18 protein-coding genes are annotated in these 21,657 nt (G+C 62.8%); 15 read left to right on the plus strand and 3 right to left on the minus strand.

What is annotated here, in order from left to right:
* Positions 1 to 2: 2 nt before the first annotated feature.
* Entirely contained in the window at positions 3 to 305 is a 303-nt protein-coding gene (locus ACLEJW_RS05740; protein WP_145187532.1) for a hypothetical protein, read from the minus strand.
* A gap of 182 nt (positions 306 to 487) precedes the next feature.
* Here ACLEJW_RS05740 and ACLEJW_RS05745 point away from each other — a divergent pair, with 182 nt between their 5' ends.
* Both ACLEJW_RS05745 and fusA read left to right on the plus strand, forming a co-directional pair.
* Entirely contained in the window at positions 488 to 913 is a 426-nt protein-coding gene (locus ACLEJW_RS05745; protein WP_440777189.1) for a hypothetical protein, read from the plus strand.
* A gap of 73 nt (positions 914 to 986) precedes the next feature.
* Positions 987 to 3,098, plus strand: a complete 2,112-nt coding sequence (gene fusA, locus ACLEJW_RS05750; RefSeq protein ID WP_440777190.1) for an elongation factor G — start codon at positions 987 to 989, stop codon at positions 3,096 to 3,098.
* A gap of 22 nt (positions 3,099 to 3,120) precedes the next feature.
* On the opposite strand, the gene ACLEJW_RS05755 is transcribed toward fusA, so the two are convergent.
* Positions 3,121 to 4,563, minus strand: coding sequence for a SulP family inorganic anion transporter (locus ACLEJW_RS05755; RefSeq protein ID WP_313296346.1), 1,443 nt, complete (start codon positions 4,561 to 4,563; stop codon positions 3,121 to 3,123).
* An 82-nt stretch (positions 4,564 to 4,645) separates the two neighbouring features.
* Positions 4,646 to 6,355, minus strand: a complete 1,710-nt coding sequence (locus ACLEJW_RS05760; protein ID WP_440777191.1) for a S8 family peptidase — start codon at positions 6,353 to 6,355, stop codon at positions 4,646 to 4,648.
* Between the two features lie 225 nt (positions 6,356 to 6,580).
* Between ACLEJW_RS05760 and ACLEJW_RS05765 the strand changes: the two genes are divergently transcribed.
* The 13 genes from ACLEJW_RS05765 to nuoL all read left to right on the plus strand — a co-directional run bounded on the left by ACLEJW_RS05765 (position 6,581) and on the right by nuoL (position 21,617).
* The gene (locus ACLEJW_RS05765) at positions 6,581 to 7,315 is read left to right on the plus strand and encodes a secretin N-terminal domain-containing protein (protein WP_440777192.1); all 735 of its coding nucleotides are present in this window, start codon (positions 6,581 to 6,583) and stop codon (positions 7,313 to 7,315) included.
* Positions 7,316 to 7,803: 488 nt separating this feature from the next.
* A complete protein-coding gene (aceA, locus tag ACLEJW_RS05770) occupies positions 7,804 to 9,129 on the plus strand; it encodes an isocitrate lyase (RefSeq protein WP_012315229.1) in 1,326 nt (441 codons plus the stop codon).
* A gap of 585 nt (positions 9,130 to 9,714) precedes the next feature.
* On the plus strand, positions 9,715 to 10,128 hold the full coding sequence (locus tag ACLEJW_RS05775; RefSeq protein ID WP_145187547.1) for an NADH-quinone oxidoreductase subunit A: 414 nt from the start codon (positions 9,715 to 9,717) through the stop codon (positions 10,126 to 10,128).
* A 10-nt stretch (positions 10,129 to 10,138) separates the two neighbouring features.
* Positions 10,139 to 10,816, plus strand: coding sequence for a NuoB/complex I 20 kDa subunit family protein (locus tag ACLEJW_RS05780; RefSeq protein WP_145187550.1), 678 nt, complete (start codon positions 10,139 to 10,141; stop codon positions 10,814 to 10,816).
* Positions 10,817 to 10,893: 77 nt separating this feature from the next.
* Positions 10,894 to 12,675, plus strand: a complete 1,782-nt coding sequence (gene nuoC / locus ACLEJW_RS05785) for an NADH-quinone oxidoreductase subunit C/D (protein ID WP_145187553.1) — start codon at positions 10,894 to 10,896, stop codon at positions 12,673 to 12,675.
* A gap of 2 nt (positions 12,676 to 12,677) precedes the next feature.
* Entirely contained in the window at positions 12,678 to 13,175 is a 498-nt protein-coding gene (nuoE, locus tag ACLEJW_RS05790) for an NADH-quinone oxidoreductase subunit NuoE (RefSeq protein WP_145187556.1), read from the plus strand.
* The gene (nuoF, locus tag ACLEJW_RS05795; RefSeq protein WP_145187559.1) at positions 13,172 to 14,533 is read left to right on the plus strand and encodes an NADH-quinone oxidoreductase subunit NuoF; all 1,362 of its coding nucleotides are present in this window, start codon (positions 13,172 to 13,174) and stop codon (positions 14,531 to 14,533) included. Before nuoE ends, nuoF begins: the two co-directional genes overlap by 4 nt.
* Positions 14,534 to 14,665: 132 nt before the next feature.
* On the plus strand, positions 14,666 to 17,380 hold the full coding sequence (gene nuoG / locus ACLEJW_RS05800) for an NADH-quinone oxidoreductase subunit NuoG (protein ID WP_440777193.1): 2,715 nt from the start codon (positions 14,666 to 14,668) through the stop codon (positions 17,378 to 17,380).
* Positions 17,377 to 18,384 (plus strand): NADH-quinone oxidoreductase subunit NuoH, encoded by a 1,008-nt coding sequence (gene nuoH / locus ACLEJW_RS05805; protein ID WP_054884882.1) that lies wholly within the window; start codon positions 17,377 to 17,379, stop codon positions 18,382 to 18,384. Before nuoG ends, nuoH begins: the two co-directional genes overlap by 4 nt.
* Positions 18,385 to 18,395: 11 nt before the next feature.
* Positions 18,396 to 18,944 (plus strand): NADH-quinone oxidoreductase subunit NuoI, encoded by a 549-nt coding sequence (gene nuoI / locus ACLEJW_RS05810; protein WP_023534793.1) that lies wholly within the window; start codon positions 18,396 to 18,398, stop codon positions 18,942 to 18,944.
* Between the two features lie 10 nt (positions 18,945 to 18,954).
* On the plus strand, positions 18,955 to 19,455 hold the full coding sequence (gene nuoJ, locus ACLEJW_RS05815; RefSeq protein ID WP_145187564.1) for an NADH-quinone oxidoreductase subunit J: 501 nt from the start codon (positions 18,955 to 18,957) through the stop codon (positions 19,453 to 19,455).
* A gap of 3 nt (positions 19,456 to 19,458) precedes the next feature.
* Positions 19,459 to 19,767, plus strand: coding sequence for an NADH-quinone oxidoreductase subunit NuoK (gene nuoK / locus ACLEJW_RS05820; RefSeq protein ID WP_145187567.1), 309 nt, complete (start codon positions 19,459 to 19,461; stop codon positions 19,765 to 19,767).
* Positions 19,764 to 21,617, plus strand: a complete 1,854-nt coding sequence (nuoL, locus tag ACLEJW_RS05825; protein ID WP_440777194.1) for an NADH-quinone oxidoreductase subunit L — start codon at positions 19,764 to 19,766, stop codon at positions 21,615 to 21,617. The genes nuoK and nuoL overlap by 4 nt, the downstream gene beginning before the upstream one ends.
* Positions 21,618 to 21,657: the final 40 nt, after the last annotated feature.

Consider the following 21,657-nt stretch of genomic DNA (forward strand, 5'->3'; position numbering starts at 1 on the left):
GCTTACAAGCCCAGCTCTTCAGGGGTGAGCATGTCGGATTCGAAGGCGATCCAGCCGCCTTCGAGTTCGGCATGGCCATTGACGATCGGACCGTAGTAGGTCAGGCCGTTTTCCAGGGTCACGCAGATGTGCGTGGCGGATTTTTCGGGGGCCGCGAGCGTACCGACGAAATGCACCTTCTTCAGGGTTTCGGTGACCGCCTCCAGACCGACGCGCATGCCGGCGTTCTCCGAGGCTTCAGTATCGCCGCCACGGTCCTCGGCGCTGATGGTCACGGTGGCGGTGTAAGGGTACTGGGTGCTCAAGCGGGGTTACCTCAAAGGGATGAGTTGGGCGTGAAGGCGCGTAGAGTACGGCAGGTCACCGCTGTTGTCTCTACTGGGCTCATCAGCACCTCGTGCGCCAAGCGGCAGGCCAGGCCTGCAAAACCGGCCCCGATCTGTTAGGGTGCCGGCCGATGCACGCCACACCACACGAGGACACCTGAGTGAGCGCCGAACAACCCCTGATCGCCGACCTGTTCGAGGTCGACAAACGCCTGACCCTCAAGCCCGTCGTGGACTTCAACGTTTACCTGCGCAACGCCTTCGGCGAAGGCCCATGCCGCTGCCATCGCTGCGTCGAAGGCGCCGACCCGAGCAGCTACAGCCATGCGCACAGCTTCACCTTCGATGGCCGTGAGTGGCACCGACGCTTTGCCAGCACCGCTGGCAGCGACGTGGCCCAGGCCCTGAAAAAGGCCTGGGTGTCGTACACCAAGGCCGATCTGGCCCTGGCCGGGGTGCTCGACATGACCACCGTCAAGACCTTTACCGAGCTCGCCCTGCATGAGCGGTTGCTGGCGCTGCTGCCAGCCAGTGGCCTGGCCAGCCTGGTCAACGGTCAGTGGATGTTGCACGCCCCGGCCGACTGACTGCCGGGCGGTCGGGCAGTATTCTCGCGCTCTGCTAACGTGGGAGAATCCGTATCGCCGCAGGTGCTCCGCCATGGCCCGTACCACGCCCATCGAGCTGTACCGCAACATCGGCATCGTCGCCCACGTGGACGCTGGCAAGACCACGACCACCGAGCGGATCCTGTTCCACACCGGGGTCAACCACAAGATGGGCGAGGTGCACGATGGCGCTGCGACCATGGACTGGATGGCCCAGGAGCAGGAGCGCGGCATCACCATCACCTCAGCGGCGACCACCGCCTTCTGGCAGGGCTCGACCAAGCAGTTCGAGCACAAGTACCGTTTCAACATCATCGATACGCCCGGCCACGTCGATTTCACCATCGAGGTCGAGCGTTCGTTGCGTGTGCTCGATGGCGCGGTGGTGGTGTTCAGCGGCGCCGATGGGGTCGAACCGCAGTCCGAGACGGTGTGGCGCCAGGCCAACAAGTACCATGTGCCGCGTCTGGCCTACATCAACAAGATGGACCGCCAGGGCGCCGATTTTCTGCGCGTGGTGAAACAGATCGACCAGCGCCTAGGCCATCATCCGGTACCGATCCAGTTGGCCATCGGCAGCGAAGAGAACTTCATCGGGCAAATCGACCTGGTCAAGATGAAGGCGATCTATTGGAACGAGGACGACCACGGCACCAGCTACCGAGAAGAGCCCATTCCGCAAGATCTGCAGGCGTTGGCCGAAGAATGGCGGGCGCACATGGTCGAGGCTGCCGCCGAAGCCAATGACGCGCTGACCACCAAGTTCCTCGAAGGCGAAGAACTGAGCGTGGCTGAAATCAAGGCGGCGCTGCGCCAACGCACCCTTGCCAATGAAATCGTGCCGACCATCCTGGGCTCGTCATTCAAGAACAAGGGCGTGCCACTGATGCTCGATGCGGTGATCGATTACCTGCCGGCGCCCTCGGAAATCCCGGCGATCAAAGGCACCGACCCGGACGACGAAGCGCACCTGCTCGAGCGCCACGCCGATGACAGCGAGCCATTCTCGGCGCTGGCCTTCAAGATCGCCACCGATCCCTTCGTCGGCACCCTGACTTTCGCCAGGGTCTACTCAGGCGTGCTCAGCTCTGGCAATGCCGTGCTGAACTCCGTCAAAGGCAAAAAAGAGCGCATCGGCCGCATGGTGCAGATGCATGCCAACCAACGCGCCGAGATCAAGGACGTGTGTGCCGGCGACATCGCCGCCCTGATCGGCATGAAGGACGTCACCACCGGCGATACGCTGTGCGACCTGAATGCTCCGATCATCCTTGAGCGCATGGACTTTCCCGATCCGGTGATCTCCGTGGCGGTGGAACCGCGGACCAAAGCCGATCAGGAAAAGATGGGTATTGCCCTGAGCAAGCTGGCCCAGGAAGACCCCTCGTTCCGGGTGCGCACCGATGAGGAAACCGGGCAGACGATCATCTCCGGCATGGGTGAGCTGCACCTGGACATCATCGTCGACCGCATGCGCCGCGAATTCAATGTCGAGGCCAACATCGGCAAGCCGCAAGTGGCCTACCGCGAGAAGATCCGCAATACCTGCGAGATCGAAGGGCGCTTCGTGCGCCAGTCCGGCGGACGCGGCCAGTATGGCCACTGCTGGATCCGCTTCGCGCCAGGCGATGAGGGTCAGGAAGGGCTCGCCTTCAGCAATGAGATCGTCGGCGGCGTGATACCGCGCGAATACATTCCGGCGATTCAAAAGGGCATCGAGGAGCAGATGAAGAACGGTGTTCTGGCCGGTTACCCGCTGATCAGCCTCAAGGCCGCAGTGTTCGACGGCTCATACCACGACGTCGACTCCAACGAAATGGCCTACAAGATCGCGGCATCGATGGCTACCAAGCAACTCTCACAGAAAGGCGGTGCCGTGTTGCTCGAGCCGGTGATGAAAGTCGAGGTGGTCACCCCTGAAGAATATCAAGGCGACATTCTTGGCGACCTGAGCCGGCGCCGCGGCATGATCCAGGATGGCGACGAGACCCCGGCCGGCAAGGTGATCCGCGCCGAGGTGCCGCTGGGCGAGATGTTCGGCTACGCCACTTCGATGCGTTCGATGACCCAGGGTCGGGCCAGCTTCTCGATGGAGTTCACCCGCTATGCCGAGGCACCGGCGAGCATTGCCGACACCATCGTCAAGAAAAACCGCGGGGACTGAGTTGGGGTCTGAGCGCGATCACTCAGTGTTGTTCCCCCGCACGGCGCAGTAGCTTCCTGCACCGCTGCGACAGGTGCACCACCCGCAGGTGCTTACCGGCCTTGGCATAGCGCTCGCGCAGGGTCTGCAGGGCTGCGATGGCCGAGTAGTCGACAAAACTCAGGTGCTTGCAGTCCAAGGTCACGTTGGCCGGATCGTTGGCGGGGTCGAACTGGTTCAGAAACGGCGCGGTAGAGGCGAAGAACAGCGTGCCGTGCACCTGATACAACTTGCCGCCCTCGCCGTCTTCATGGCTGTCGGCGTACAGCTCCCGTGCGTGCTGCCAGGCGAAGTTCACTGCCGCGATGATGATGCCGAACAGCACGGCCATGGCCAGGTCCGTCAGCACCGTGACGATGGTCACTGCAATGATCGCCAGCACGTCGCTCAGCGGCACTTTGTGCAGCACCCGCAGCGAGGCCCAGGCGAAGGTCTGCTGCGCCACCACGAACATCACCCCGACCAACGCTGCCAGGGGAATGCGCTCGATCAACGGCGACAGGAACAGCACGAACAGCAGGATCATCACCCCCGCAGCCACGCCCGAGAGGCGTCCGCGGCCGTTGGAGCTGAGGTTGATCACGGTCTGGCCGATCATCGCACAGCCGCCCATGCCACCGCACAAGCCCGAAACCATGTTGGCTGCACCCAGGGCCACGCACTCACGATCGGGAAAACCGCGGCTTTCGGTGATTTCATCAGTGAGATTGAGCGTCAGCAGGGTTTCCAGCAAACCGACCATGGCCATCAACACGGCGTACGGCGCAATGATCGTCAGCGTTTCGAGGTTCCACGCTACACCGGGCAGCGCCAGCTGCGGCAGGCCACCCGCGATGTGCGCCATGTCGCCGAGCGTGCGCGTCGGCAGGTCGAGCAGGTACACCAGCAGGCCCACCCCGAGGATCGCCACCAGCGCTGGCGGTACCGCTCGAGTGAGCTTGGGCAGGACATAGACCACCAGCATGGTCAGCGCTACCAAGCCAATCATCAGGTACAGCGGCGCGCCACTGAGCCAATGCTCGCCGTCCTTGAAATGTTCGAGCTGAGCCATGGCGATGACGATCGCCAGGCCGTTGACGAAGCCGAGCATCACCGGGTACGGCACCAGGCGCACCAGCTTGCCCAGGCGCAGCAGACCGAACAGGATCATCACCACGCCGCCCAGCAGCACCGTGGCCAGCAGATATTGCACGCCGTGCTGCACCACCAGCGCCACGATGACCACCGCCATCGAGCCGGCGGCCCCGGAGATCATCCCGGGGCGCCCGCCGAACAGGGCCGTGAGGGTGCAGATGATGAAGGCGCCATACAAGCCCATCAGCGGGTTGAGGTGGGCCACCAGGGCGAAGGCGATGCACTCGGGCACCAAGGCGAAAGAGGTGGTCAGGCCGGCGAGCAGGTCGGCACGTAGTCGGGCGGGCTTCATGGGCATCCTGGGGTGCAGTCCGAATGGACGGGTGAAATCAAGGGGCGCGATGTTACGGAATTTATCTGACAGCGGCCACCGCTCAGCGCACCCGGTCGCGGCTTTGCACCGCCAGATCCAGCGCGCGCTGCATATCCAGCCGTGCCGAGCGGCCAAGGTCGGGGTGATGCAGTTGGCCACCGCGCTCGGACGGCAGGATCGGGGCCGTCAGGTCCTCGGCGTCCATGGCTTCGAAATCCTGTTCCTTGCCCAGGGTCAGGGCACTGCGGCGCAGCAATGTGCGCACCTGCTCGGGAGTCAACGCCGGGTTGATGGCCAGCATGGTCGCCACGGTCGCGGTGACCAGCGGCGTTGCATAGGAGGTGCCGCAGTGCTGATCGGCCGCGCCAGCAGGGCGAATGCAAGCGGCCGCGCTGACATCCACGCGCATGTCGATGTTAGAGCTGTGGCGTTTGCGCACATGGCGCGGGTCGTCCACCGCAACCGCCTGCTCGCTGCGCTGATGACCGCCCACTACCAGCAACTGCTCGGTGACGAACGATGATGGCAAGCGGTATTCGTCGGTGCCGGACCAAGATGCGCCGTTCCCGGCCGAATTCACCACTACGACGTCAGGATGCTTGGCGCGCAGCCAGAGGAAGAACTCTTCGAGCAATTCCTCGTAGCCACTCATGGCTAGCCCTGAACGGACCAGGGAATCGACCTCATCGCCTTTGACGTTGCGGGCACCGACCCGGTGCAGCCCCCAACTCCAATTCAGCACGCGGGCACCGTCCTCGACCAGGTTGACCGATGCGGCGATGTTAGCGGTGATGCCGGCATCGGAGTTGCGCTCGACGATCACCTCGAAGCCTGGGCTGTGCTCGCCCAAGCCCGCCAGGAAACCTTCCTGTTCGCCGGCCAGGATGCCGGTGACCAAGCTGCCGTGGGCATCGGCTTGCTGGCCGTCACGGCCATACACACACACGTGGCGCGCAGCGCACGGGCCGCGGTAGGCGGTGAACGCAGGCGCATCGAAATCCACGTCCCGCTCTATCACGCCGATGCGCACCGGTTGCACCGGCAGACGCGCTGCCGGGATGCGCCGCTGGTAGAAATACAGGGCATCCAGGAAACGGTTGGCCGCCCATTCGTCAGCCTGGCTGATCGCGGCGGAGCTGCGCCCAGCGCCCTCCTCGCCCGGCTCCGGCGCAGACTCCTCGATGACCACGGCGTCCACGCTGAGCTCGCTGCCCATGCGCAAGATCATCGCGTCACGCTGCACCAAGTCGCGCACCGGCAAGCGCAGCTGGTAGACATTGAGCGGCGCAATGGCCCCCACTACACGCGCGCCATATCTTTCGGCAATGCGCCGCGCTTCGTTCAAACCGTCGTGCTTTTCCTCGATCAACAGACTGACCAGATCGACGTAGGTGGTCAGACCGTCCATGTTCTTGGCCACTTCATGGGGCTGCGCGGCTATCACATGGCTGCGTCCACGCGTCAGCCATACGGAGTTGCTGGTGCGGCCGCCCTCCTCCAACCAGAGCGGCGCGCTGGGTCGCTGCATGTCGCCAAGCTTCACGGTCACGCGATCACCGTCGCGTTGCACCTGGTCACGGCTCAAGCGGGTTGTCCCGAGCCAGACGGTCGGGGTCTGTGCACCGAGCCCTTGACTGCGCAGGCACCACTGCGCCGCGTCGACAGCCAGCAGCTCGCCACAGCGTTGCAAAGCGTTGATGCGCAGTGGTTCAGCCGACGCCTGTACGCCGCTGCTGCACAGCCACAATAATCCAACCAGAACACGCTTCATGGCATCGGCCCTCACACCTTGTGAGTGCGACAGACCTTGCCGCGCAAAGGTTCATCGACGTTTGGGCGCCGCGCTATCGCGTGCCAGCCATTGCGCCAAGGCCTCGCTGATAATCGGCAATAACTTCCGCTTTCTTGCCAATAGCATGACACGGCGCAGATTCCGGCCCGACAAAGTGTCGGCAAATTTGCCATCATGCTGACTCTACCTGCGGAGATTCCAGACATGCCGCTACGCCCCCTTCTCTTCTCCCTGCTGCTGGCCACCAGCGCCGCTACCCAGGCCGCAACCGAAGTGATTGCACTGCAGCATCGCAGCAGCGCGGAACTGTTGCCTGCAGCCCAGTCGTTCCTCGGTCGTGACGGCACTGTCAGCGCTTTCGAGGACAAGCTCGTCGTGAATGCCGACGCCGAGCGCATCGACGACCTGCGCGCACTGCTGCAACAACTCGATACCGTTCCCAGGCGCTTGCTGATCAGCGTTGATAACACCGACAGCAACGACCAGGACACGCGGGGTGATGGTCGGGTCATTCGCTATGGCACCAGCAACCGCAACGGCGGGCTGCAGCAGATACAGGCCAGTGAGGGCCAACCCGCGCTGATCCAGGTTGGCCAGAGCATTCCGATTACCAGCGCCAGCACAGATGGCTACGGACGCCTGCAGACGGATACCCAGTATCGCAATGTAACCCAGGGTTTTTACGTCACGCCGTACCTGAGCGGTGAGCGCGTGCGCTTGCAAATCAGCAGCAATAACGATCGAACGAGCAGCGAACGCGCTGATGTAGTGGATGTTCAAAGTACCGACACAACCATCACCGCCCCGCTTGGCGAGTGGGTGAATCTAGCCGCTTCCAATCAGCAGAGCCAAGCTGAGCGCAACCCTTCCAGCCGTACCTACAGCACCCAGCGGGGGAAAAATATGACCTTGCGAGTAAAAGTCGACGTTTTGGAGTAAGCCCAGTCAGCTCAAGGCTTCGACCAATGGCCTCGAAACCGACCGACGAGTCGCATTAGACCAAAGATGTAGTAGACCAAAAAAACCACTACAAAACATTTGACAGGTGGTTTTTGCCAGGGGCATGATGGCCTCGCTCCCGCTAATCAGGGGCCCTGGCAAGGGCCTTCGAGGCGCTCTCCTCCTACCCTGGAGGCGCCTCGTGTCCATACGGCCCACAAGGCGGTTCGACGGGATTGCGACTGCAACGAAGAAGTTGTCCCGAGGGACGGAAGCGCAGTACCGCAGTTCTGGCAATCGCGTCGCACCGCAGCAAGGCATCCACGAGCCGAGCTGTCGGAAGCGCTCCTGCGCCTGCTCTGCACCTTCTACCCCTCCCGCCTTCACGTTCGCCGTCGCCGTCTCGCCGCTGGACAGCCGCCTCGCCCCTGAGCCGTCCCGAGCATCAGCACAATTAACCCAAGATCGATGCGACGAGGTTTATTTCCATGGCACTGACACGCGAACAGCAAATTGCAGCCCTCGAGAAAGACTGGGCCGAGAACCCGCGCTGGAAAGGCGTGACCCGTACCTATACCGCCGCCGATGTCGTTCGCCTGCGTGGCTCGCTGCAACCTGAGCACACCCTGGCGCGCCTGGGTGCAGAAAAACTGTGGAAGCTGGTCACCGAAGGGGCGCACCCGTCCTTCCGCCCGGAAAAAGACTTCGTCAACTGCATGGGCGCCCTGACCGGTGGCCAGGCCGTGCAACAGGTCAAGGCCGGCATCCAGGCTATCTACCTGTCCGGCTGGCAAGTCGCCGCCGACAACAACTCGGCCGAGTCGATGTACCCTGACCAGTCGCTGTACCCGGTCGACTCGGTTCCGACCGTGGTCAAGCGCATCAACAATTCCTTCCGCCGTGCCGACCAGATCCAGTGGAAAGCGGGCAAGAACCCCGGCGATGAAGGCTACATCGATTACTTCGCACCGATCGTCGCCGACGCCGAGGCAGGCTTCGGTGGCGTGCTCAACGCCTACGAGCTGATGAAGAACATGATCGAAGCGGGCGCTGCCGGCGTGCACTTCGAAGACCAACTGGCATCGGTCAAGAAATGCGGACACATGGGTGGCAAGGTCTTGGTGCCCACACAGGAAGCCGTACAGAAATTGGTAGCGGCGCGCCTGGCCGCAGACGTGTCCGGCGTGCCGACGATCATCCTGGCCCGTACCGACGCCAACGCCGCTGACCTGCTGACCAGCGACTGCGACCCGTACGATCAGCCGTTCGTGATCGGTGAGCGGACCCGTGAAGGTTTCTACAAGGTACGTGCCGGTCTCGACCAGGCGATCGCCCGCGGCCTGGCCTATGCCCCGTACGCCGATCTGATCTGGTGCGAAACGGCCAAGCCCGATCTGGACGAAGCACGCCGCTTCGCCGAGGCAATCAAGAAGGAATACCCGGACCAGCTACTGTCCTACAACTGCTCGCCGTCCTTCAACTGGAAGAAAAACCTCGACGACGCGACCATCGCCAAGTTCCAGCGCGAGCTGTCGGCCATGGGCTACAAGCACCAGTTCATCACCCTGGCCGGCATCCACAACATGTGGCACGGCATGTTCAACCTGGCCCACGACTACGCACGCAACGACATGACAGCGTACGTCAAGCTGCAGGAACAGGAGTTCGCCGACGCCAGCAAAGGCTACACCTTCGTTGCCCACCAGCAGGAAGTCGGTACCGGCTACTTCGATGACATGACCACGGTGATCCAGGGTGGCGCCTCGTCGGTGACGGCCCTGACCGGCTCGACCGAGGAAGAGCAGTTCCACTGACCTTGGCAGGTCGATGACCAGAGGCCCGGCGCTTGCGAGAGCGTCGGGCCTTTTTTCGTGGGTCGCTGCGCTGGATGCAAGGTCGCCAAAGGCCCAGCAGCGCCCCTGTCCTGTGAAACCGGTCTATGCTTTAAGCACCGGGGCATTGCTCGAGCCGGCGAAGTATTGATCCAGAGCGGTACCAGCCGCCGTCAGACCTGCTAAAAAAGGCGTTTTTGGCATTTGCAAGTGGGGGCGAATCGCTAATGAACTTTACAACCCGCAAAACAGCCAAACTATTCAGCATGCCTTCAAATGATATTAATTATCATTACGAAGTTTGTAATTCATTACCACTCGCAAGAAACATAATTAACAAAAGCGCACGCAATGCCCGAATCTCAAGGCTTTCAGCCAGTTAGCCGCAGATCATGTACTAAATCCTACGAATAAATTTGCAGCGGAAATTTTACTTGCTACCGGTTTACCCATAAAATCAGCGCGATTGATTCAGCTGCGACATTTGGTCACTGCACCTGCGACACCGCGTCGCCGCTCTACTTATTTCAGACTGCAGAGCTGGGTCTCTGTATAAGGATTTCAAGCATGTCCGATTCGGCAGGACTCATCGCCCACAACTGGGGCTTTGCCATCTTCCTCCTGGGTGTCGTCGGCCTGTGTGCCTTCATGCTCGGTCTGTCCAGCCTGCTCGGTAGCAAGGCTTGGGGCCGCGCCAAGAACGAACCCTTCGAATCCGGCATGCTGCCTACCGGCAGCGCGCGCCTGCGCCTGTCCGCCAAATTCTATCTGGTCGCGATGCTCTTCGTGATCTTCGATATCGAAGCCCTCTTCCTGTATGCATGGTCTGTGTCCGTCCGCGAGAGCGGCTGGACCGGATTCGTCGAAGCACTCGTTTTCATAGCAATTCTGTTGGCAGGTCTTGTCTACCTATGGCGTGTCGGGGCCCTTGACTGGGCTCCCGAAGGGCGCCGCAAGCGGCAAGCGAAGCTGAAACAATGAGGCTTTGGCAATGCAATACAATCTCACCAGAATCGACCCGGATGCGCCCAACGAGCAATACCCGGTAGGTGATCGGGAAACCGTCACCGACCAATTGCTGGAGGACCAGGTCCACAAGAACATCTTCATGGGCAAGCTCGAAGATGTCCTCAGTGGCGCGGTCAACTGGGGTCGCAAGAACTCCCTCTGGCCGTACAACTTCGGCCTGTCCTGCTGCTACGTGGAAATGACCACCGCCTTCACGGCGCCCCACGACATCGCCCGCTTCGGCGCCGAAGTCATCCGGGCCTCGCCGCGCCAGGCGGACTTCATGGTCATCGCCGGTACCTGCTTCATCAAGATGGCGCCGATCATTCAGCGCCTCTACGAGCAGATGCTCGAACCCAAGTGGGTCATCTCCATGGGTTCGTGCGCCAACTCCGGTGGCATGTACGACATCTACTCGGTCGTTCAGGGGGTCGACAAGTTCCTCCCCGTGGACGTCTACGTGCCTGGCTGCCCACCGCGCCCCGAAGCGTTCCTGCAAGGCTTGATGCTGCTGCAGGAATCGATCGGCCAAGAACGACGCCCGCTTTCCTGGGTTGTTGGCGATCAAGGCATCTACCGTGCCGAGATGCCTGCTCAGAAAGACCTGCGTCGTGAACAGCGCATTGCGGTAACCAACCTGCGCAGCCCCGACGAAGTCTGATCCAGCGACCTGCCGCCCGCTCCCGTGAGCCGGCGGCCTGGCTTCATTCTTAACGCTGACCCGAAGCGACCGAGACCATGACAGCGGACAACGCTATTTTCATTCCGCCCTACAAGGCTGACGACCAGGATGTGGTCGTCGAACTGCACAACCGTTTTGGCGCCGATGCATTCGTCGCCCAGGAAACCCGTACCGGCATGCCGGTGTTGTGGGTCAAGCGCGCCCAGCTCAAGGAAGTGCTCAGCTTCCTGCGCGGTGTCGCCAAACCGTACAGCATGCTGTACGACCTGCACGGCGTCGACGAGCGTCTGCGCACCCAGCGTCGCGGCCTGCCCGCTGCCGATTTCAGTGTGTTCTACCACCTGTTGTCGATCGAACGTAACAGCGACGTGATGATCAAGGTGTCGCTCAGCGAGGGCGACCTCAACCTGCCTTCTGTGACCGGTATCTGGCCGAATGCCAACTGGTACGAGCGCGAAGTCTGGGACATGTTCGGCATCGACTTCGCCGGCCACCCGCACCTGAGCCGCATCATGATGCCGCCCACCTGGGAAGGCCACCCGCTGCGCAAGGACTATCCGGCGCGCGCCACCGAGTTCGACCCGTTCACCCTGACCCTGGCCAAGCAGCAGCTCGAAGAAGAATCGGCACGCTTCAACCCGGAAGCCTGGGGCATGAAGCGCCAGGGCGCCAACGAGGACTACATGTTCCTCAACCTTGGCCCCAACCACCCTTCGGCCCACGGTGCCTTCCGCATCGTGCTGCAGCTCGACGGTGAAGAGATCGTCGATTGCGTTCCGGACATCGGCTACCACCACCGTGGTGCCGAGAAGATGGCCGAGCGGCAATCCTGGCACAGCTTCATTCCCTACACCGACCGCATCGACTACCTCGGCGGGGTAATGAACAACCTGCCGTACGTGCTCGCGGTCGAGAAGCTGGCCGGCATTCAGGTGCCGCAGAAAGTCGACGTGATTCGCATCATGCTGGCCGAGTTCTTCCGCATCACCAGCCACCTGCTGTTCCTGGGCACCTACATCCAGGACGTCGGCGCCATGACGCCGGTGTTCTTCACCTTCACCGACCGCCAGCGCGCCTACACGGTGATCGAAGCGATCACCGGTTTCCGCCTGCACCCGGCGTGGTACCGCATCGGCGGCGTGGCCCACGACCTGCCACGCGGCTGGGACAAGCTGGTCAAGGATTTCGTCGAATGGCTGCCCAAGCGCCTGGACGAGTACACCAAGGCCGCACTGCAGAACAGCATCCTCAAGGGGCGTACCATCGGCGTCGCTGCGTACAACACCAAGGAAGCGCTGGAGTGGGGTACCACCGGTGCCGGCCTGCGCGCCACCGGTTGCGATTTCGACCTGCGCAAAGCGCGCCCCTACTCCGGTTACGAGAACTTCGAGTTCGAAGTACCGCTGGCCCACAACGGTGATGCCTACGATCGCTGCATGGTCCGTGTCGAGGAAATGCGTCAGAGCATCCGCATCATCGATCAGTGCCTGCGCAACATGCCGGAAGGCCCGTACAAGGCGGATCACCCGCTGACCACGCCGCCGCCGAAAGAGCGCACCCTGCAGCACATCGAAACCTTGATCACGCACTTCCTGCAGGTTTCGTGGGGCCCGGTCATGCCGGCCAACGAATCGTTCCAGATGATCGAGGCGACCAAGGGCATCAACAGTTACTACCTGACGAGCGATGGCGGCACCATGAGCTACCGCACCCGGATCCGTACCCCGAGCTACCCGCACCTGCAGCAGATCCCTTCGGTGATCAAAGGCAGCATGGTCGCCGACCTCATTGCGTACCTGGGCAGTATCGACTTCGTTATGGCTGACGTGGACCGCTAAGCATGAACAGCACGCTTATCCAGACAGACCGTTTCGCCTTGAGCGAAACCGAGCGCTCGGCCATCGAGCACGAAATGCACCACTACGAAGACCCGCGCGCGGCGTCCATCGAAGCCTTGAAGATCGTCCAGAAGGAGCGCGGCTGGGTGCCAGACGGCGCCATCCACGCCATCGGCGAAGTGCTGGGCATTCCCGCCAGCGACGTCGAGGGTGTCGCCACCTTCTACAGCCAGATCTTCCGTCAGCCGGTCGGCCGCCACATCATCCGTGTGTGCGACAGCATGGTCTGCTACATCGGCGGCCACGAATCGGTGGTCAGCCAGATTCAGCACGAGCTGGGCATCGGCCTGGGCCAGACGACGGCCGACGGCCGCTTCACCCTGCTGCCGGTGTGCTGCCTGGGCAACTGCGACAAGGCGCCGGCGCTGATGATCGACGACGATACCTTCGGTGATGTGCAGCCGGCCGGTGTGTCCAAACTGCTGGAGGGTTACGTATGACCATGACTTCCTTCGGCCCGGCCAACCGCATTGCGCGCACGGCCGAAACCCACCCGCTGACCTGGCGCCTGCGCGATGATGGCGAGCCGGTCTGGCTGGCCGAGTACCAGTCCAAGAACGGCTATGTCGCCGCTCGCAAGGCCCTGGCCGAGATGTCGAGCGACGACATCGTGCAAAGCGTCAAGGATTCCGGCCTCAAGGGCCGCGGCGGTGCCGGCTTCCCCACGGGCGTGAAGTGGGGCCTGATGCCCAAAGATGAATCCATGAACATCCGCTACCTGCTGTGCAACGCGGATGAAATGGAGCCCAACACCTGGAAGGACCGCATGCTGATGGAGCAACAGCCCCATCTGCTGATCGAAGGCATGCTGATCAGCGCCCGCGCGCTGAAGGCCTATCGTGGCTACATCTTCCTGCGTGGCGAGTACACCACGGCGGCGAAGAACCTCAACCGTGCCATCGACGAAGCCAAGGCTGCCGGCCTGCTGGGCAAGAACATCCTGGGCAGCGGTTTCGATTTCGAGCTGTTCGTGCACACTGGCGCCGGGCGCTACATCTGCGGTGAAGAAACCGCACTGATCAACTCGCTCGAAGGCCGCCGTGCCAACCCGCGCTCCAAGCCGCCTTTCCCGGCCGCCGTGGGCGTGTGGGGCAAGCCGACCTGCGTGAACAACGTCGAGACCCTGTGCAACGTGCCGGCCATCGTCGCCAATGGCAACGACTGGTACAAGTCGCTGGCCCGCGAAGGCAGCGAAGACCACGGCACCAAGTTGATGGGCTTCTCCGGCAAGGTGAAGAACCCGGGCTTGTGGGAACTGCCGTTCGGCGTCACCGCCCGTGAGCTGTTCGAAGACTACGCCGGTGGCATGCGCGACGGCTTCAAGCTCAAGTGCTGGCAACCAGGCGGTGCCGGTACCGGTTTCCTGCTGCCCGAGCACCTCGACGCGCAGATGTACGCCGGTGGCATCGCCAAGGTCGGCACGCGCATGGGTACGGGCCTGGCCATGGCCGTGGACGACAGCGTCAGCATGGTTTCGCTGCTGCGCAACATGGAGGAGTTCTTCGCCCGCGAGTCGTGCGGCTGGTGTACGCCTTGCCGTGACGGCCTGCCATGGAGCGTGAAGATGCTGCGCGCGCTGGAAAACCGCCAGGGCCGCGCCGAAGACATCGAGACGCTGCTGGGCCTGGTCAACTTCCTCGGCCCGGGCCGCACGTTCTGCGCGCACGCCCCCGGTGCCGTCGAGCCACTGGGCAGTGCCATCAAGTACTTCCGCGCCGAATTCGAGGCCGGTGTCGCACCCGCTGGCGCTGACACCCTGCGCCCGAACCTGGCGAACCCGATTGTGGTAGGCGCATAACAAGATTGACCGCGGGTGGTCCGTGCCACCCGCCAGCCTGCCGGCCGGCCCGCATGATGCGCGGCGTGCCGCAGGTGTACCGATTTCCATTAGCCACGCCCGCTCACGCGGGCCAACGAAGAACTTTGAACAATGGCCACTATCCACGTAGACGGCAAAGCGCTCGAAGTCAACGGTGCAGACAACCTGTTACAGGCCTGTCTGTCGCTCGGCCTCGACATCCCCTATTTCTGCTGGCACCCGGCGCTCGGTAGCGTCGGCGCCTGCCGGCAGTGTGCGGTCAAGCAGTACACCGACGAGAACGACACCCGCGGTCGTATCGTCATGTCCTGCATGACCCCTGCCTCCGACGGCACCTGGATCTCCATCGACGACGATGAGTCCAAGGCGTTTCGCGCCAGTGTCGTCGAGTGGCTGATGACCAACCACCCGCACGATTGCCCAGTGTGCGAAGAAGGCGGTCACTGCCACCTGCAGGACATGACGGTAATGACCGGCCACAACGAGCGCCGCTACCGTTTCACCAAGCGTACCCATCAGAACCAGGACCTCGGCCCCTTCATCGCGCACGAGATGAACCGTTGCATCGCCTGTTACCGCTGCGTGCGGTACTACAAGGACTATGCCGGTGGTACCGACCTGGGCGTGTATGGCGCCCATGACAACGTGTACTTCGGTCGCGTCGAAGACGGCGTGCTGGAAAGCGAATTTTCCGGCAACCTGACCGAGGTCTGCCCGACTGGCGTGTTCACCGACAAGACTCACTCCGAGCGCTACAACCGCAAATGGGACATGCAGTTCGCGCCAAGCATCTGCCATGGCTGCTCCAGCGGCTGCAACATCAGCCCCGGTGAGCGCTACGGCGAACTGCGCCGCATCGAGAACCGCTTCAACGGCTCGGTCAACCAGTATTTCCTGTGCGACCGCGGCCGCTTCGGCTATGGCTATGTCAACCGCAGCGACCGCCCACGTCAGCCGCAACTGGCCGATGGCAGCAAACTGAGCGTCGATGCTGCCCTGGACAAAGCGGCCGATCTGTTGCGCGGCCGTACCATCGTCGGTATCGGCTCGCCGCGCGCCAGCCTCGAAAGCAACTACGGCCTGCGTGAACTGGTCGGCGCCGACTATTTCTACAGCGGTATGGAAGCCGGAGAACTGGCCCGCGTGCGCCTGGCCCTGGACGTGCTGAACAACAGCCCGCTGCCAGTGCCGACCCTGCGCGACATCGAAGATCATGACGCGGTGTTCGTGCTCGGTGAAGACCTGACCCAGACCGCGGCCCGCGTCGCCCTGGCCGTGCGCCAGGCGACCAAGGGCAAGGCCGAGGCAATGGCTGAGGCCATGAAGGTACAGCCATGGCTCGACGCCGCGGTGAAGAACATCGGCCAGCACGCGCTGTACCCGCTGTTCATCGCCTCGCTGGCTGAAACCAAGCTCGACGACGTGGCTGAAGAATGCGTGCATGCAGCGCCTGCTGACCTGGCCCGCATCGGCTTCGCCGTCGCCAACGCAATCGACCCGAGCGCCCCAGCGGTCGAGGGCCTGGACGCCGAGGCCCAGGCCCTGGCCCAGCGCATCGCCGATGCCCTGGTCGCGGCCAAGCGCCCGCTGATCATCGCCGGCACCTCGCTGGCCGACCCGGCCCTGATCGAGGCGGCCGCCAACATCGCCAAGGCGCTGAAACTGCGCGCCAAGGACGGCTCGCTGAGCCTGGTGGTGCCCGAGGCCAACAGCCTGGGCATGGCCATGTTCGGTGGCGATTCGGTCGATGCTGCGCTGGACGCGGTGATCAGCGGCAAGGCCGACGCCATCGTCGTGCTGGAAAACGACTTGTATGCCCGCGTCCCGGCTGCCAAGGTCGACGCAGCACTGGCCGCGGCCAAGGTGGTGATCGTCGCCGATCACTCGCGCACTGCTACCGTCGAGCGCGCCCATCTGGTGCTGCCAGCGGCCTCGTTCGCCGAGGGCGACGGTACTTTGGTCAGCCAGGAAGGCCGTGCCCAGCGCTTCTTCCAGGTGTTCGACCCGCAGTACCTGGACAGCAGCATCCTGGTCCACGAAGGCTGGCGCTGGATGCACGCGGTGCGTGCCACCCTGCTCAACAAGCCGGTCGACTGGACCCAGCTGGACCACGTCACCAGCGCCTGCGCCCAGGTGGCCGAGCAATTGTCCGGCATCGTCAATGCCGCACCGAGCGCTGCCTTCCGCATCAAGGGCCTGAAGCTTGCCCGCGAGCCGCTGCGCTACTCCGGGCGCACGGCCATGCGCGCCAACATCAGCGTGCACGAACCGCGCACGCCGCAGGACAAGGACACCGCCTTCGCCTTCTCCATGGAAGGTTATTCAGGGTCGGCCGAACCGCGCCAACAGGTGCCGTTCGCCTGGTCGCCCGGCTGGAACTCGCCACAAGCCTGGAACAAGTTTCAGGATGAGGTCGGTGGCCATCTGCGTGCCGGCGATCCAGGTGTACGCCTGATCGAATCGCAAGGCGACCGCCTGAACTGGTTCACCGCCATTCCGGGTGCCTTCAACCCGGCGCGAGGCACCTGGACCGCCGTGCCGTTCTTCCACCTGTTCGGCAGCGAGGAAAGCTCCTCGCGCGCAGCGCCGGTGCAAGAGCGTATCCCGGCTGCCTACGTAGCCCTGGCCAAGTCCGAAGCCGACCGTCTGGGGGTCAACGAGGGTGCCCTGTTGAGCCTGAACGTAGGCGGCGTGGCCTTGCGCTTGCCGCTGCGCATCAATGAAGAACTGGGCGCGGGCCTGGTTGCCCTGCCCAAAGGCCTGGCCGGCATCCCACCGGCCATCTTCGGAGCATCCGTCGAAGGTCTGCAGGAGGCAGCACAATGAGCTGGTTCACCCCCGAAGTGATCGATGTGATCCTCACCGTGGTCCGGGCCATCGTGGTCCTGCTCGCGGTAGTGGTCTGCGGCGCGCTGCTCAGCTTCGTCGAGCGGCGCCTGCTGGGCTGGTGGCAGGACCGTTATGGCCCGAACCGCGTGGGCCCATTCGGCATGTTCCAGATCGCCGCCGACATGCTGAAGATGTTCTTCAAGGAAGACTGGAACCCGCCTTTCGTCGATCGCATGATCTTCACCCTGGCGCCCGTCGTGGCCATGAGTGCTCTGCTGATCGCGTTCTGCGTCATTCCGATCACCCCGCTCTGGGGTGTGGCAGACCTCAACATCGGCCTGCTGTTCTTCTTCGCCATGGCGGGGCTGTCGGTGTATGCCGTGCTGTTCGCCGGCTGGTCGTCGAACAACAAGTACGCCTTGCTGGGCAGCTTGCGTGCCTCGGCCCAGACCGTGTCGTACGAAGTGTTCCTGGGCTTGGCGCTGATGGGCGTGGTGGTGCAGGTCGGTTCGTTCAACATGCGCGACATCGTTGAATACCAGGCGCAGAACCTGTGGTTCATCATTCCGCAGTTCTTCGGCTTCTGCACCTTCTTCATCGCCGGCGTGGCCGTGACTCACCGTCACCCTTTCGACCAACCGGAAGCGGAGCAGGAACTGGCCGACGGCTACCACATCGAGTATGCCGGCATGAAATGGGGCATGTTCTTCGTCGGTGAGTACATCGGCATCATCCTCATCTCGGCGCTGCTGGTGACCCTGTTCTTCGGCGGCTGGCACGGACCGTTCGGCATTCTGCCGCAACTGTCGTTCCTATGGTTCGCTTTGAAGACCGCGTTCTTCATCATGCTGTTCATCCTGCTGCGTGCCTCGATTCCGCGCCCGCGCTATGACCAGGTGATGGACTTCAGCTGGAAGTTCTGCCTGCCGCTGACCCTGATCAATTTGCTGGTGACCGCTGCGATCGTGCTTTACAACACGCCAGCCGTCGCGGCCCAGTGAGGATTTGACCCATGTTCAAGTATATCGGCGACATCGTTAAGGGCACCGGCACCCAGCTGCGCAGCCTGGCGATGGTGTTCTCCCACGGGTTCCGCAAGCGCGACACCCTGCAATACCCTGAAGAACCCGTGTACCTGCCACCGCGGTATCGCGGGCGCATCGTCCTCACCCGCGACCCCGATGGCGAAGAGCGCTGCGTGGCGTGCAACCTCTGTGCAGTGGCCTGCCCGGTCGGTTGCATTTCCCTGCAAAAGGCGGAAACCGACGACGGCCGCTGGTACCCGGAGTTCTTCCGCATCAACTTCTCGCGCTGCATCTTCTGCGGCCTGTGTGAAGAAGCGTGCCCGACCACCGCGATCCAGCTGACTCCGGATTTCGAAATGGCCGAGTTCAAGCGTCAGGACCTGGTGTACGAGAAGGAAGATCTGCTGATCTCCGGCCCCGGCAAGAACCCTGACTACAACTTCTACCGTGTTGCGGGTATGGCGATCGCTGGCAAGCCCAAGGGCGCTGCGCAGAATGAGGCCGAGCCGATCAACGTGAAGAGCTTGCTCCCATAAGGACAGAAAGATGGAATTCGCTTTCTACTTCGCATCCGGGATCGCCGTGGTCTCCACCCTGCGGGTGGTAACCGGCACCAACCCCGTGCACGCCTTGCTGTACTTGATCATCTCGCTGATTTCGGTCGCGATGATCTTCTTCGCCCTGGGAGCGCCGTTCGCCGGCGCCCTGGAAGTGATCGCCTACGCCGGCGCCATCATGGTGCTGTTCGTGTTCGTGGTGATGATGCTCAACCTGGGGCCGGCCTCGGTGGCCCAGGAACGCGGCTGGCTCAAGCCGGGGATCTGGGCCGGGCCGGTCGTGCTCGCCGCCCTGCTGTTGCTGGAGCTGCTGTACGTGCTGTTCGTCAGCCCCAGCGGTGCCGCCATCAGCGGTACTACTGTCACCCCCAAGGAAGTGGGTATCAGCCTGTTCGGCCCCTACCTGCTGGTGGTCGAACTGGCGTCGATGCTGCTGCTGGCCGCGGCCGTCACTGCCTTCCACCTGGGCCGCAACGAGGCGAAGGAGTAAATCATGGGTGCTATCCCTCTCGAACATGGGCTGGCCGTCGCCGGCGTCCTGTTCTGCTTAGGTCTGGTTGGCCTGATGGTCCGCCGCAACATCCTTTTCGTGCTCATGAGCCTGGAAGTCATGATGAACGCCGCTGCCCTGGCGTTCATCGTCGCCGGTGCCCGTTGGGTCCAGCCCGACGGCCAGGTGATGTTCATTCTGGTGATCAGCCTCGCAGCCGCCGAAGCCAGTATTGGCCTGGCGATCCTGCTGCAGCTGTATCGCCGCTTCCACACTCTCGACATCGATGCTGCCAGTGAGATGCGCGGATGAACCTACTCTTCCTGACTTTCGTCTTCCCCCTGATCGGCTTCCTGCTGCTGTCGTTCTCCCGCGGGCGGTTCTCGGAGAACCTGTCCGCGCTGATCGGCGTCGGCTCGGTCGGCCTCTCGGCGGCCACCGCCGCCTACGTCATCTGGCAGTTCAACGTCGCGCCGCCTGAAGGCGGGGCTTACAGCCAGTTGCTGTGGCAGTGGATGTCGGTGGACGGCTTTGCGCCGAACTTCACCCTGTACCTGGACGGCTTGTCGGTAACCATGCTCGGCGTGGTCACCGGGGTGGGCTTCCTGATCCACCTGTTCGCCTCCTGGTACATGCGTGGCGAAGCCGGCTACTCGCGCTTCTTCTCGTACACCAACCTGTTCATCGCCAGCATGCTGTTCCTGATCCTGGGCGATAACCTGCTGTTCATCTACTTCGGCTGGGAAGGGGTTGGCCTGTGCTCGTACCTGTTGATCGGTTTCTACTACAGCAACCGCAACAACGGTAACGCCGCACTCAAGGCGTTCATCGTCACCCGCATCGGCGACGTGTTCATGGCCATCGGCCTGTTCATCCTGTTCGCCCAGCTCGGCACGCTGAACGTGCAGGAGCTGCTGGTGCTGGCACCGCAGAAATTCCAGGCCGGTGACACCTGGATGGTCCTGGCAACACTGATGCTGCTCGGTGGTGCGGTCGGTAAGTCGGCCCAACTGCCGTTGCAGACTTGGCTGGCCGACGCGATGGCAGGTCCAACCCCGGTTTCGGCCCTGATCCACGCCGCTACCATGGTGACCGCGGGTGTGTACCTGATCGCGCGCACCAACGGGCTGTTCCTGCTGGCGCCGGATATTCTGCACCTGGTCGGTGTGGTGGGTGGTGTCACGCTGGTGCTGGCTGGCTTCGCCGCGCTGGTGCAGACCGACATCAAGCGTATTCTCGCCTACTCGACCATGAGCCAGATCGGCTACATGTTCCTGGCCCTGGGCGTCGGCGCCTGGGACGCGGCGATTTTCCACCTGATGACCCACGCCTTCTTCAAAGCCCTGCTGTTCCTCGCTTCCGGTGCGGTGATCGTCGCCTGCCACCACGAGCAGAACATTTTCAAGATGGGCGGGCTGTGGAAGAAGCTGCCGCTGGCCTACGCCAGCTTCGTGGTCGGTGGCGCTGCCCTGGCGGCCCTGCCAATCGTGACCGTGGGTTTCTACTCCAAGGACGAGATCCTCTGGGAAGCCTTCGCCAGCGGCAACAGCGGCTTGCTGTATGCGGGCCTGGTCGGCGCCTTCATGACCTCGCTGTACACCTTCCGCCTGATCTTCATCGCTTTCCATGGCGAAGCGAAGACCGAAGCCCATGCCGGTCATGGCATCAGTCACTGGCTGCCGTTGGGCGTGCTGATCGTGTTGTCGACCTTTGTCGGTGCCTGGATCACTCCACCTCTTGCAGGCGTGCTGCCACAGAGCGCCGGCCACGCCGGTGGCGAGGCCAAGCACGCGCTGGAGATCACCTCCGGTGCCATCGCCATCGCCGGCATCCTGCTGGCGGCGATGCTGTTCCTAGGCAAGCGTCGCTTGGTCAGCGCCATCGCCAACAGCGGTATTGGTCGGGTGCTGTCGGCCTGGTGGTTCGCCGCCTGGGGCTTCGACTGGATCTACGACAAGCTGTTCGTCAAACCTTACCTGCTGATCAGCCACCTCCTGCGCAAGGATCCGGTCGATCGCGGCATCGGCCTGATTCCTCGCATGGCTCGCGGCGGCCACCTCGCCATGAGCAAGACCGAGACCGGGCAGCTGCGCTGGTACACCGCTTCGATCGCCGTTGGCGCAGTGCTGGTACTCGGCGCTGTGGTAGTGGCTGCGGTATGACCATGAACCTTGCGAACCTTGCGACTCTGCGAAAGGAAAC

It is taken from the genome of Pseudomonas sp. SMSB3, assembly GCF_052041965.1.
Classification (GTDB): domain Bacteria; phylum Pseudomonadota; class Gammaproteobacteria; order Pseudomonadales; family Pseudomonadaceae; genus Aquipseudomonas.